General features: G+C 67.0%; 12 protein-coding genes. 4 read left to right on the top strand and 8 right to left on the bottom strand.

Features of this window, described 5'->3' with window-relative positions; translation table 11 throughout:
• The first annotated feature begins 50 nt into the window (after positions 1–50).
• Positions 51–758 (top strand): hypothetical protein, encoded by a 708-nt coding sequence (locus ACSQ9A_RS36965; RefSeq protein WP_436307665.1) that lies wholly within the window; start codon positions 51–53, stop codon positions 756–758.
• Between the two features lie 256 nt (positions 759–1,014).
• On the opposite strand, the gene ACSQ9A_RS36960 is transcribed toward ACSQ9A_RS36965, so the two are convergent.
• Both ACSQ9A_RS36960 and ACSQ9A_RS36955 read right to left on the bottom strand, forming a co-directional pair.
• Positions 1,015–2,520, bottom strand: coding sequence for a thymidine phosphorylase family protein (locus ACSQ9A_RS36960; protein ID WP_436307664.1), 1,506 nt, complete (start codon positions 2,518–2,520; stop codon positions 1,015–1,017).
• A gap of 14 nt (positions 2,521–2,534) precedes the next feature.
• Entirely contained in the window at positions 2,535–3,887 is a 1,353-nt protein-coding gene (locus ACSQ9A_RS36955) for an MBL fold metallo-hydrolase RNA specificity domain-containing protein (protein ID WP_436307663.1), read from the bottom strand.
• Positions 3,888–3,999: 112 nt separating this feature from the next.
• Here ACSQ9A_RS36955 and ACSQ9A_RS36950 point away from each other — a divergent pair, with 112 nt between their 5' ends.
• A complete protein-coding gene (locus ACSQ9A_RS36950; protein WP_436307662.1) occupies positions 4,000–6,678 on the top strand; it encodes a bifunctional acetate--CoA ligase family protein/GNAT family N-acetyltransferase in 2,679 nt (892 codons plus the stop codon).
• Between the two features lie 70 nt (positions 6,679–6,748).
• A complete protein-coding gene (locus tag ACSQ9A_RS36945; protein ID WP_436307661.1) occupies positions 6,749–6,964 on the top strand; it encodes a YgaP family membrane protein in 216 nt (71 codons plus the stop codon).
• A 550-nt stretch (positions 6,965–7,514) separates the two neighbouring features.
• Here the strand turns inward: ACSQ9A_RS36945 and ACSQ9A_RS36940 are convergent.
• Both ACSQ9A_RS36940 and ACSQ9A_RS36935 read right to left on the bottom strand, forming a co-directional pair.
• Positions 7,515–8,111, bottom strand: a complete 597-nt coding sequence (locus ACSQ9A_RS36940) for a hypothetical protein (protein WP_436294363.1) — start codon at positions 8,109–8,111, stop codon at positions 7,515–7,517.
• Positions 8,112–8,134: 23 nt separating this feature from the next.
• Positions 8,135–8,848, bottom strand: coding sequence for a sulfite exporter TauE/SafE family protein (locus ACSQ9A_RS36935; RefSeq protein WP_436294362.1), 714 nt, complete (start codon positions 8,846–8,848; stop codon positions 8,135–8,137).
• Between the two features lie 212 nt (positions 8,849–9,060).
• Between ACSQ9A_RS36935 and fnr the strand changes: the two genes are divergently transcribed.
• On the top strand, positions 9,061–9,777 hold the full coding sequence (gene fnr / locus ACSQ9A_RS36930; RefSeq protein WP_093110211.1) for a fumarate/nitrate reduction transcriptional regulator Fnr: 717 nt from the start codon (positions 9,061–9,063) through the stop codon (positions 9,775–9,777).
• Here the strand turns inward: fnr and ACSQ9A_RS36925 are convergent.
• The 4 genes from ACSQ9A_RS36925 to ccoP are packed head-to-tail and all read right to left on the bottom strand — an operon-like array spanning position 9,758 to position 12,666.
• The gene (locus tag ACSQ9A_RS36925; RefSeq protein WP_436307660.1) at positions 9,758–10,003 is read right to left on the bottom strand and encodes a hypothetical protein; all 246 of its coding nucleotides are present in this window, start codon (positions 10,001–10,003) and stop codon (positions 9,758–9,760) included. The two genes, fnr and ACSQ9A_RS36925, sit on opposite strands and share 20 nt — an antisense overlap.
• A gap of 5 nt (positions 10,004–10,008) precedes the next feature.
• Positions 10,009–10,284: a FixH family protein gene (locus ACSQ9A_RS36920; RefSeq protein ID WP_436307659.1), complete on the bottom strand. Its 276-nt coding sequence runs from the start codon at positions 10,282–10,284 to the stop codon at positions 10,009–10,011.
• Positions 10,285–10,304: 20 nt separating this feature from the next.
• Positions 10,305–11,744, bottom strand: a complete 1,440-nt coding sequence (gene ccoG, locus ACSQ9A_RS36915; protein WP_436307658.1) for a cytochrome c oxidase accessory protein CcoG — start codon at positions 11,742–11,744, stop codon at positions 10,305–10,307.
• A gap of 7 nt (positions 11,745–11,751) precedes the next feature.
• A complete protein-coding gene (ccoP, locus tag ACSQ9A_RS36910; protein ID WP_436307657.1) occupies positions 11,752–12,666 on the bottom strand; it encodes a cytochrome-c oxidase, cbb3-type subunit III in 915 nt (304 codons plus the stop codon).
• Positions 12,667–12,670 lie beyond the last annotated feature (4 nt).

Here is a 12,670-nt window from a genome sequence, read left to right as displayed (position 1 = left end):
GGCTATACCTTCGCTGTGTGCAATCTCGCCTCTCAATCCCTTCGCACTGCTTGTCGCCTCGCGAGCCACTGCGCGCCGGCCATATCCTCGCGGTCTTCGCCGCCGCCCGGCGACTGAGGACCGCGGCGAAAGCGGGTACGGTCGGCAAGCCCCTGCGCGGCAAGAACATCGCCCTGCTGATCGGCACGTCGTCCGAGGGAGAAAGGTCGGCGCTCCATGGCGCGGCGTTGGAGCTTGGGGCGCACGTCGCCGAGGTGAGGTTCGCCGAGCCTGCAGAATCAGCGCATTCCAACGGCGACATTCGCACGCTGGCACGGATGCTGGGCCGCATGTACGACGCGATTGACTGCGGAACGATGCCTTCGGCAGCCGCCCGTCAGTTGGAAAGGGAAGCCGGGGTGCCCGTCTACCAGGGGCTGGGGATGGACGACCACCCAGCCCGGGCGCTGGCGGATCTCATGGCGCTGTGCGAGCATCGGCCACCGACAACGACCCGCGCGTCGATCCTCTTCCTCGGCGATCCGCTGACCATGCGGGGCAGCGCTTTCCTGTCCGCCGCCCGTGAGATAGGTTTCGAGGTGGAGATGGGAGGCCAATGCCAGGCGGCTTCGAACGATGCGACTTGTGTGGTCGATGCGACGAACGCCGGGCACTGGTCGCTGCTTTCGACGAACGGCCCGCTGGACGAAGCTTGGCGTTGCGAGAATCACCGCTTCGTGATGCAGACGGTACTGCTTGATACCGTCGCGCACGGTTGACCGATCGCCCGGGCGTCACGGCGGCGACACGCTGAACCGCCCCACTGCGCAACGCATGGCCGGCTTTGCCGCTATCGCAATGAGCGCACACCTCCACAGTGCCCTGCCCCTTCGGGAAAGGCGCCCAAACACCTAGGCTGCACACCGAATGCGAGCTCGGCTCAGCGCGGCCGTGGCAACGCCCTGCAGCTGGGTCCGAACGGTGGCAGGAGGTGATTGGTCGACGGCAGCCTGTCCGCGCCGCCGCTGCTCGCGCTCATGGCAGCGCTTCGATCTGAACGACAGGCAGCTGCGAACGCAGAAAGCGCAAAGCGTACTGGAGCGCCCCAGGGCTGCCGGCATGCAACGTGAAGAGCGGCTGTCCCAGCTCGACGTGGTCGCGTGCACGAACATGCATTCTTGCCCCGGCCGCCGGATCGCGCGGAGCGCCAGCCAATTTGGCCGCGCGCGAGATGAGCCGTGTGTCGATCGCAGACACTGTGCCGCACGCATGCGCAATCACATCCTCGGTGTGCGCCGCCCTGGGCGGCACGCGCAAGCCGCCCTGCGCTTCGCAGATCGCGAGGAACTTGGCCAGCGCGCGTCCATCCTCCAGCACCTCGCGCGCCAGCGCCTGCCCGCTACCGAGGGCAGTTTTTCCGGCCATTTCCAGCAGCAAGCCAGCAAGCAGCAATGCACGCTCGCGCAGGTCCTCCGGCGCATCGGCGCTGCGTTCCAGCACAGCCATCACGTCCATGGCCTCCAGCGCGGGCCCGATGCCGCGACCCACAGGCTGCGTGCCGTCAGTGAACACCGTGCGCACCTGCAGCCCCAATGCGGCGCCTACCGTTACCAGGCTGTGCGACAGAAGTTCCGCTGCGGCTGTGCTGCGTACCTTGGTTAACGGGCCGACCGGCAGATCGATCAGCACGCGCTGCGAGCCCGTCGCCGCCTTCTTGGAGAGGATGGAGGCCACCAGCAAGCCTTCGCTCTCCAGACTCAGCGGTCGCTCCACGCGAATCAGCATGTCGTCGGCGGGACTGATGCGGGTGGCGCCGCCCCATGCGATGCACCCCCCTTCCCTTGCGACGACGCGGCGCAGCGCCACCAGGTCCAGCTCGACGGGCGCCAGTGTCTCCATCGCATCGGCAGTTCCGGCCGCGGAGGTGATGGCGCGCGAGGAGGTCTTGGGCATCAGCACGCCGCACGCAGCGACGATCGGCACCACCAGCAGCGTCGTGCGGTTGCCTGGGAGGCCGCCGATGCAGTGCTTGTCCATCACTGGCGAGGTTCCCCAGTCGATGCGTTCGCCGACGTCGACCATGGCCCGCGTCAACGCGACCGTCTCGTCGAGATCGAGCCCGCCGCCAGCGCAGACCGTCACCAGGCACGCGAGGTGAATGTCGGAAAGCCGGCCACGGCTCACGTCCTCCATGAGCTCGCGCAAGGCGGAATAGCCAAGCCTGCTGCCGTGTACCTTGGCGCGAAGGTGCGCAAGCGAGGCGAGCACCGGCGGATGGCGCACCTCCACTTCATCGCCTGCTGCCGCTCCCAGCAAGGTCCAGGCGACCTCAGATAGCGCAATCTCGTCGCTGCCAAGCCAGTCGCTGCTCACGTGGTTCAGGATTGCGAGCAGATGGCGTCCGTTGGCGATCACCTCGACCTGCGCCTGCGCTTCGAAGCCTTCCGCCCGGCAGACAGGGCAGTCGCCGCGCATGTACACCACGGGTTGCTGATAGGTGTCGATGCCGGCCCGGCGTGCTCGCAGGTGTTCGAAGGACATGCGTGGATCGTTCTTCAGAGCTTGCGGGATTCGAGGTACTCCGGCACTGTGACCGGCCAGCCGTGACGCTCCTCGATGGCCAGCCGCAGCGCATCGGCGGCCACCGGCTCGCCGTGGGTCACGAAAACCCGCTTCGGCGCACGCAGCGCGCCGAGCCAGGCCAGCAGCTGTTCGCGGTCCGCATGGGCCGACAAGGTGTCCAGATTCGCCACTTCGGCACGCACCGGCACATAGACGCCGTGGATCTTGACCGATTCCGCACCACCCACCAAGGCGGCACCGCGCGTTGCGGCAGCCTGGAAGCCGGCGAACAGGATCGTGTTGCGTGCATCCGGCGCATAGGCCTTCAGGTGATGTAGCACACGGCCGCCGGTCGCCATGCCGCTGGCGGACACGATGATCGATGGAAACGTCAATGTGTTAAGCCGCTTCGACTCCTCCACCGTGTTGACGATGGTGGCCTCCTTGCTCATGGCTGCGCACTGCTCGGCGCTCAGTCGGTGCTCGTCGAGGTGATGCCGAAAGATGCGCGTGGCATCGGCCGCCATGGGGCTGTTCAGATACACCGGCATGTCGGGAATGCGGTGCGCCTTCTTGAGCAGGTGGATGCAGTGCAGGATGGTCTGCGCGCGCCCGACGGCGAAGGAAGGGATGACGACAACGCCGCCGCGCGCCGCGGTGCGGTTGACCACGTCGGCCAGCGCCATGAGCGTGTCGACATCGCGATGCCGGCGATCGCCATAGGTGGACTCCACGACGACATAGTCCGCCGGCTCGGGAGATTCGGGTGGGCGCATCACCAGGTCGTCGCTGCGGCCAAGGTCGCCGGAAAACAGGATGCTGCCGCCGGTCCAGGTGAGGTGCACGCTGGCCGCGCCGAGAATGTGTCCCGCGCGCTTCAGACGCCACGACCAGCCTGGCCATGGCGAGTGTTCCTTGTCGAAGGAGATCGCCTCGAAGCGCTTCAACGCAGCGCGGGCATCCTCCTCGGTATAGAGTGGTAACGCCGGCTTGTGCTTGGAATGCCCATGCCGGTTCGCGAAGTCGGCTTCCTCCTCCTGCAGCCGGCCCGAATCGGGCAGAAGCAGTTCGCAGAGGTCGCGCGTTGCCCCGGTGCAGTAGACAGGGCCCTTGAAGCCGAGCTTGACAAGCCGCGGCACGAAGCCGCTATGGTCCATGTGCGCATGCGTGAGCAGCACCGCGTCGATCTCGGAGGCCTTGACCGGCAAGGCCTCCCAGTTGCGCAGACGCAGTTGCTTCAGGCCCTGAAACAGGCCGCAGTCCACCAAGAGCCGGCGGCCCTCGTGTTCCAGCAGGTATTTCGATCCGGTGACGGTGCCCGTGCCACCGAGGAATTCGATGCGCATTGTTTCTCCTTGTTGAGTCGGAGCTTGGCAGCAGACGCACGCTTCGGCTTGATGTTCGTCAAGGTAGGAGCATGCTCGGCTGCGCATGATCGGCTTTTCGCCGGAGGCCCCCTTGACCATTCGCCATCTCGACCGCTTGCTGTCTCCGAACTCGGTCGCCGTGGTCGGCGCTTCGAACCGCCAAGGCAGTGTCGGCGCCACCGTCTGGCGCAATCTGCGCGCCGGCCATTTCGCGGGTCCGATCTATGCCGTCAATCCCAAGCACGCTGTGCTGGATGGCGCGCCCGTGTTCGCGAAGGCTGCCCATCTGCCCGGCGCACCGGATCTCGCCCTCCTGTGTACGCCGGCGCACACGGTGGCGCAACTGATCGCCGAACTCGGCGCGCTGGGCACCCGCGCGGCCATCATCGTGACCGCCGGTCTGAGTGCAGCGCAGAAGCAGGCAGCGCTCGATGCGGCAAAGCCCTATCTGATGCGCCTGCTGGGTCCCAATTGCATAGGCCTCCTGAGCCCGCACATCGGGCTGAATGCCAGCTTCGCCCATACCGACGCGCTGCCGGGGGAGCTGGCCTTCGTGTCGCAGTCCGGCGCGCTGGTCACCGCGGTACTTGACTGGGCCAAGAGCCGCGGCATCGGCCTGTCGCACCTCGTGTCCCTCGGCGACCACTGCGACGTCGATTTCGGCGATCTGCTCGACCATCTGGCGAGCGACGCGCGCACGCGATCCATCCTGCTCTACGTCGAATCGGTGGAGTCGCCGCGCAAGTTCATGTCCGCCGCGCGGGCGGCGGCGCGCAACAAGCCGGTGATCGTCGTGAAGGCCGGGCGCGCCGGTAACGGCGTGCGCGCCGCCGCCTCGCACACCGGTGCGCTGGCAGGTTCGGACGCCGTCTACGACGCCGCCATCCGCCGAGCCGGCATGTTGCGTGTCGACACGCTGCAGGACCTGTTCATCGCGGCGGAGACCCTGGCGCGTTTTCGCGGCAACCGCAGTGAATCGCTGACCATCATGACCAACGGCGGCGGCGCCGGCGTGATGGCAGCCGACGCGGCCGCGCGGGCCGGCATCACGCTCGCCGAGCCGAACGAGGCGCTGCTGGAACGCTTGAATGCGGTGCTGCCAGCCAACTGGTCGCACGCCAACCCGATCGACATCATCGGCGATGCACCGATCGAGCGCTACACCGACACGCTGTCGGCCCTGCTGGCCGACGAGGCGGCCGGCGCGGTGCTGTTCGTCCACGCGCCGACCGCGATCGTTCGCAGCGACGACATCGCGCGCGCCTGTCTGCCCTTGCTGCGTACAACCGGGCCGCGCGTCATGAGCGCCTGGCTCGGCGACGCCGCCGTCGCCCAGGCGCGTCAACTGTTCGAACAGGCCGGCATACCCGACTACCCGACGCCGGAGGAAGCCGTTCGCGCCTTCGCGATGCTGCAAACCTACAGATGCAACCAGGACACCCTGATCGAGGCACCGAGCGCCAGCGAGAACCCGGTGCCCGATGTCGCCTCGGCACACCGCCAGCTGGACGCCGTGCTCGCCGAAGGTCGCGAATGGCTTGGTGAGCAGGAGGCCAAGGCCGTGCTTAAGGCCTATGGCGTGCCGGTGGTGCCCACGCTCGCGGTTCCCGCCTCGGCCGAGGCCATTTTTTTAGCGGCGCGAGAAGTCGGCTACCCGGTGGCGCTCAAGATCGTCTCGCGCGACATCACGCACAAATCCGACGTCGGTGGCGTCCGGCTCGACCTGCGCGACCAGGCATCGCTGGACCATGCGGTCAGCGAGATGCTGCAGGCCGTGCGGATCGCCCGGCCCGATGCGCGCATCGACGGGTTCACTGTGCAGCCGATGGTGCGTCGGCCTCATGCCCAGGAAGTCATTGTCGGGGCCAGCATCGACAGCGTGTTCGGCCCTGTGATCCTCTGTGGCCAGGGCGGCACCGCGGTGGAGGTCACCGCCGACAGCGCCGTCGCCCTGCCCCCTCTCAACCGCAGCCTGGCGCGCGAGTTGGTCTCGCGCACGCGCGTGTCGCGCCTGCTGGCCGGCTACCGCGACCATCCGCCGGCTCAGCTGGACGCGCTCTACGACGTGCTGATCGCCGTGTCGCAGATGCTCGCGGACCTGCCGCAGTTGGCGGAACTCGACATCAATCCGCTGTATGTCGACGAATCGGGCGCCATCGCTCTCGATGCCCGCATTCGCGTCGCCGCGCGGCCGGTCGCCGGGGCGGAGCGCTTTGCGATCCTTCCGTATCCTTCGCAATGGGTCCGCACCCTGACCTGGAACGGCCGCGAGATCACGCTGCGGCCGATCCGCCCCGAGGACGAGGCGCAGCACCGGCGCTTTCTGGAGCAACTCGACCCGGAAGACATCCGCATGCGAATCTTCCAGACAAGGCGTGAGCTGCCGCGCAGCGAGCTCGCCCGCCTCACCCAGATCGACTACGACCGTGAGATGGCCTTCATTGCCGAAGGCTCCGACGCGCAGGGCGCACCCGAGACGCTGGGCGTGGCCCGTACCGTGAGCGATCCCGACCGGGTGGAGGCCGAGTTCGCCATTATCGTGCGCTCCGATCTCAAGGGCGCCGGGCTCGGCAAGCTGCTGTTCGCGCAATTGATCGAGCACGCCAGGAGCCGCGGAATCGGCCGTCTCGTGGGCATCATCCTGCGCGAGAACACGCGGATGCTGAACCTGGCGCGCGCCATGGGCTTCGAGGCCGATCCGGCGGAACCGGCCGATTCGGGCGTGCGGCGCGTGGTCAGGACATTGAACAGTCCGATCATCACCCCTTGATCCATCGCAAGGACGCCCGCCCATGTCTGGCGCACGATGGATGGCATTGAAGCCACAAGGAGCGTGCGCAATGAAGCGGAATGTTGGAGCTGCCGATCGCCTGCTGCGCATCACGGCGGGTGCCGCGCTCATCGGCCTGTCGGCTGCCGGGACGATCGGGCCATGGGGATATCTGGGCATCGTGCCCCTGCTGACAGGCCTCTTCGGCGCCTGCCCCGCCTACGCGCTGCTCGGCGTCGGCACCTGTGCCAGCGACAGCCCTCGGGGCCGGCCAGGACGACCGTGAATGTCGGCCCATCGAGGCGCCTTGGGAGATCTGCCATGTGGATGATCGTCGCGGTCTTGGTGCTGCTCGGCGCGGCGCTGCTGTGGCTCGCCCTCCAGGCGCTGATTGCCTGGATCACCCTGGATTGATGCTTCGCGATATCCCTGGCGCGCCGGCGGCTCGGCGAACGCGCAGCTTCAAGCGACACTGAAGGTATGAGCAACTCGCCCGGCCAGGCGCGGTCGTCGGCCTGGCCGTGGCGTTGGGCATCGGGCTCCTGCTCGGCTTCGAGCGCGAACGTCGCAAGGGGTCGCAAGGGCGACGGTGATCGGCGCGCCGCCGCAGGCCTGCGCACCTTCGCCGTTGCAGCATAGGCGGGCGCTTGCCGACCATCACTTCGTGCGCGGCGCCTTGGTCGCGGTCAGCGCCAACACGGTGACCCGATGTACCCTGGCCGCCATCGCGGGGGTTGCAGCTTCGCGCTGCGTATCGCCGCCGCCCTGTTTGCCAAACTCGCATGCACATGGGCCGCTGCCGTCTGGTTTGTGCTCCATTGAAGGCTAACCCGGCGCTAAGGCGCGGCCGAAGCTGTCTCTCCGCTCAGCGCCCGCCTTTTCGCCCGCCATGATTCCTCAGCGGCCTCGTGGCTCGCCTTTGCTGCCATGCGCAAGGCATCGCGCGCTGTCCGGAGATCTTCGTAGACAGCGCTCGCGGCGCTCTTGGCTTGCGCCGTGCTCGCCCCAGCGAACTGGTCGGACGCCGCCTCGATCTGCTCGAGCGCCCGATTCCAGGCGACAGAGGCTTGTTCGCTCGCCTGCGCCGCATGCTCGGCCGCTGTCTTGCTTTGGCTCGTCGCGCGATCGGCTGCAACAAGCGCCCTTTGCCAAGCGCGATGGGCGGACAGCCCGGTCTTTCGTGCCGCTTCGCCGGCCGCCTTCACGCGGCGATCAGAGGGCCGAGCTGCATACCTTCTTGCCTTGAGCAACGCCGCAGCGGCGTCCTTGGACGCGTTTCTTGTGGCCGAGGCTGCATCGAGAGCCGCCTGATATGCAACGTCATGGGCGGCCATGCCCTGCATCTGAAGGTCTGGCTGCGCGGGGCGCTGCTGGGCAGCGCAAGGGCTCATGAGCGCGGCGCAGACGGCCGAAAGTCCGATCAGCGCGATCATGTTGCGTCTCATGGTGTCTCCCTTCAGCGGCACCATATGTCGATCTGATGACTCAGGTCGATCCACAGCGCCTGAATTGCCACTGCCGCAAGCAGGCCGCCGGCAAGCCGGGTTCCCCATTCCTTGCGCGCAATGCTGGCACCTGAACGCAAGCGCTGCCACAGCCAAGGGGCCAGAACCAGCGACACGCCGCTGCCCACGGCAAAGAGGGCCATCGTCAGTGCGCCTTGCGCCGGTCCGTTGGCCAGCCCGGCAAGCATCAGCGCGGAATACAACAGACCGCAAGGCATGGAGACCCAGAGCGCACCCGTCGCGAGCACGCCGGCCATCGAACCGGTGAGCGGCCGCAGGCGCGTCGCGAGCGCGCGCCCGATACGGTGCGCCCAGAGTGGCTGTCGCCCGAGTGCGGCGAGCACCAGGCCCCAGGCGAGCACGAACACATGAAGCAGCACCCACAGAGGACGCAACGCCGCGACCTGTTCGCTTGCGAACCCGAGGCTCTGCATCGCCGCTGCGGCGGCCGCCCCGGCAGCCGTATAGCCCGCGATACGGGCCGCATGGAAGGCGACGGATGCGGAAACGGCCGGAGGGCTCGCCGAAAGCGGCGCCACACCACCATCCACCGGCACGCGCACGATGCGGATCACGCCGGCACAGGCAGCACCGCACATCGCGACGCAATGGGGCCCGCCGACCAATCCCATCAGGAGCGCAGTGCTGGCGAGCGCAGTCTGCATGATCAGACGATGCGCGAGAAGCGCGTGCGGTTGTGCTCGGCCGGGACGCGAGATGAATCGGCAGGGGCGAGGGCGAGAGATGTGTTCATTGCGGCGGTGGGTCTGGCAAGCAATGACCCACTATGCGGGCAGGTCGACCCGTCATCCTTGATGTGCATCAAGCCTGGGCGGCGCACCGCGTCACAGAATCACTGCAACCCTCGACGCCCTCCATGAAAGCCGAACACATCAAGGTCGCCTGCTCCAGTTGCACCCTGCGCGAGCTGTGCATGCCCGCGGGGCTGGAGCCGAGCGAGTTGAAACGCATCGACGAGATCGTGGCCACGCGGCGCAAGGTCCGACGACGCGAGACGCTCTTTCGCAACGGCGAGCCCTTCACCTCGCTCTATGCGATCCGCACCGGTGTCTTCAAGACCCGCGTGGCGACCGAGGATGGGCGCGACCAGGTCACCGGTTTCCAGATGGCCGGCGAAATCATCGGCCTCGACGGCATCGTCAACAACCAGCACACCTGCGACGCGGTCGCGCTCGAGGATGCCGAGGTCTGCGTGATGCCCTTTCACCGAATCGAGGAACTGTCGCGCGAGGTCGCGGCGCTGCAGCGCCACGTGCATCAGATCATGAGCCGCGAGATCGTGCGCGAGCACGGGGTGATGCTGCTGCTGGGAAGCATGCGGGCCGAGGAACGCCTCGCGGCTTTTCTGCTCAACCTCGTGCAGCGCCTGCACGCGCGCGGTTTCTCGCGCTCCGAGTTCGTGCTGCGCATGACCCGCGAGGAGATCGGCAGCTACCTCGGACTCACCCTCGAAACCGTGAGCCGAACGCTCTCCAAGTTCATGGAGGATGGGATCGTCGAGGTGGAGAAGCGCAATCTTCGCATCGTCGACGCCGAGGCGCTCCGGCGCATCGTCAATCCTCCCGGCTGTTGATCTCGGAGGCCGGCCTGGTCAAAAGCAGCGTCAGCGCGCTCGACCCTATCGCCAGCAGCCAGAAGACGAAGAAGCCGGCCGCATAGACTGTCTGGCGGGACAGGCCGACGGCCTCGCCGCGCCAGTGGAGGTCGCCGGGGTCGACCAGTGCAAACACCAGCAGTTCGGCCGCGCTCGCCAGCAGAAAGGCGGGCCAGAGAATCGACATCCAGTTGCGCGTCTTCATGACCATCAGCGCCTGGGTGCGGGCAGGTCGGCATCAGGCGTTGCCGCATGATTGCGGCCCGCCAGCGCGGGCATCAGTTTCTTTTCGATCAGATGCTTGTTGATCTCGATGCCCTGGCGGTAGTAGTCTGGCGCCACCACCGGATCGGGCGTGCGCAGGGCGAGCCAGAGCGTCACGAAGCTGGCGACGACGACCACCGCGGGCCCGGCCATCACCATCCACAGCAGCGGGAACTGCCACCAGGGTTCGCTCTTCGGGGAAGTCATCGCATGATCGTCCATCTTGTCTCCTCTTTGCCAACTCAACGAGGCACCAGGAAGGTCGCCTTCTCCGACACCTGCGCGCTGCCGTCGGCCGAGCGCACGTCGAAGTGCACGACGTGGGAACCCGCGGTGGCGCTGCCGTAGGGGAGCTGCAGGCGCACCGCGACCCAGCGCGACTGCGCAGAACCGACCTCGACCGGATCAGGCGGCGACACGCTCAAGCCTTCCAGCCCCCTGGCTTCGATGCGGTAGCGCTGTACCTGCTCGGTCGCGTTCATGATCTGCAGGCGATAGACGTTCTCGAGTTGGCCGCCCTCGACGATGCGCGCGAGCGAAGCCCGGTCGCGCACCACGTCGACCTTCAGCGGCATGCGCACGACCAGGCTCGCCAGCACCCCCATCGTCAGCGCAGCGAGCAAGCCCGTGTAGATCAGCACCCGTGGGCGCAGCACGCGGCGCAGCACCTGCCTCGGCGTCCAATGGCCGGCCATGCCGTTCTGGGTCGCGTAGCGGATCAGACCTCGCGGTGTGGCCATCTTGTCCATCACGGTGTTGCAGGCGTCCACACAGAGCCCGCAGCCGATGCACTCGTACTGCAGCCCCTTGCGGATGTCGATGCCGGTCGGGCAGACCTGCACGCACAACGAACAGTCGATGCAGTCGCCAAGTCCCTGAGCGCGGGCATTGCTGCTCTTGGAACGCACCCCGCGGGGCTCGCCACGCTCGCTGTCGTAGCTCACGATCAGCGTGTCGCGATCGAACATGGCGCTCTGGAAGCGCGCATAGGGACACATGTACATGCAGACCTGCTCGCGCATGAAACCCGCATTGCCGTAGGTCGCAAAGCCGTAGAAGAAGACCCAGAACACCTCCCACGAACCCATGCGCGTCTGCAGGAACTCCAGGCCCAACTCGCGGATCGGCGTGAAGTAGCCGACGAAGGTGAAGCCGGTCCACAGCGCGATGCCGAGCCACACGATGTGCTTGAACCACTTCTTGACCAGCTTCTCGAGCGAGAAGTCGCCTTCGTCCAGGCGCATGCGCGCGATGCGGTTGCCTTCGATCTTTTGCTCGACCCACATGAAGATCTCGGTGTAGACGGTTTGCGGACAGGCATAGCCGCACCACAACCGCCCGGCCACCGCGGTGAAGAGGAAGAGCGACAGCGCCGAGATCACCAGCAGCCCGGTCAGGTAGATCAGGTCCTGCGGATACAGCACCAGCCCGAGGATGTAGAAGCGCCGCGCGCCCAGGTCGAACAGCACCGCCTGGCGCTGCCCCCACTCGAGCCAGGGCAGGCCATAGAACACGAGCTGCGTCAGGAACACCATGGCCCAGCGCCAGCGCGCGAAGACGCCGCGCACCGTGCGGGGATAGACCTTCTGGTGCGCGGCGAACAGGCCGCCACCTTCCTTAACGGCGGCGATCGGGATCACCCGGCGCCTCACCGGGGTCGACGCGGAAGCGGCATCCTTCATGACAGCCCTAGGGCGCAGCGGCAGGCTTGTTCGACAAGCCCCAGACATAGGAGGCCAGCACATGGATCTGGGCCTCGGTCAGGCGGCCCTGCTGGGCCGGCATCTGATTGGTCCTGCCGGTGTTGATGATCGAGATGATCGCCTCCTGCCCGTAGCCGTGCAGCCAGACCTTGTCGGCCAGGTTCGGCGCGCCCATGGCGGGGTTGCCGACGCCGCCGATGCCATGGCAGGCCGCGCAGGCGCTGAACTTGCTCTTGCCCAGGCCGGCGCGGACCGAATCGTGCGGGCTGCCCGACAGGCTCAGCACATAGTTGGCGACGTTCTTGACATCCTCGGGGGTGCCGACCGCCTCGGCCATCGGCGGCATCACGCCGGTGCGCCCCCGGGTGATCGATTCCTTGATCTTCTCCGGTGCGCCGCCGTGCAACCAGTCGCGGTCGGCCAGGTTCGGAAAGCCCTTGCTGCCGCGCGCGTCCGAGCCGTGGCACTGCGCGCAGTTGTTGAGGAACAGGCGCTCGCCGATCGCCGCCGCCGCGGGTTCGCCCGCCACGCGCTCGATCGGCATGGCCGCATAGGCGGCGTAGACGGGTTCGAGGTCACGCTTGGCCTTGGCAAGGTCCTTCGCATACTCGTTCTCGGTACTCCATGCGAGCTGGCCCTGGTAGCTGCCGAGCCCCGGATACGCGACCAGGTAGGCCAGGCCGAAGATGATGGTGAGCACGAAGAGGCCGACCCACCAGCGCGGCATCGGATTGTTGGCTTCGCGCAGGTCTTCGTCCCAGACATGTCCGGTCGTTTCATCGGTCCCGCCCGGAACCTTCGCGCGGGCAACGAGCCACAGCAGCAATGCACACAGCAGGATGCTGCCCAGCGAGGCAATGGCGACATAGTTCGACCAGAAGACACTGAAGAAATCGCTCATGTTG

Origin of the sequence: Variovorax sp. LjRoot290, from assembly GCF_964253985.1 — a bacterium.
Lineage (GTDB): Bacteria > Pseudomonadota > Gammaproteobacteria > Burkholderiales > Burkholderiaceae_C > Variovorax.
This window is presented reverse-complemented; position numbering and strand designations above follow the sequence as displayed.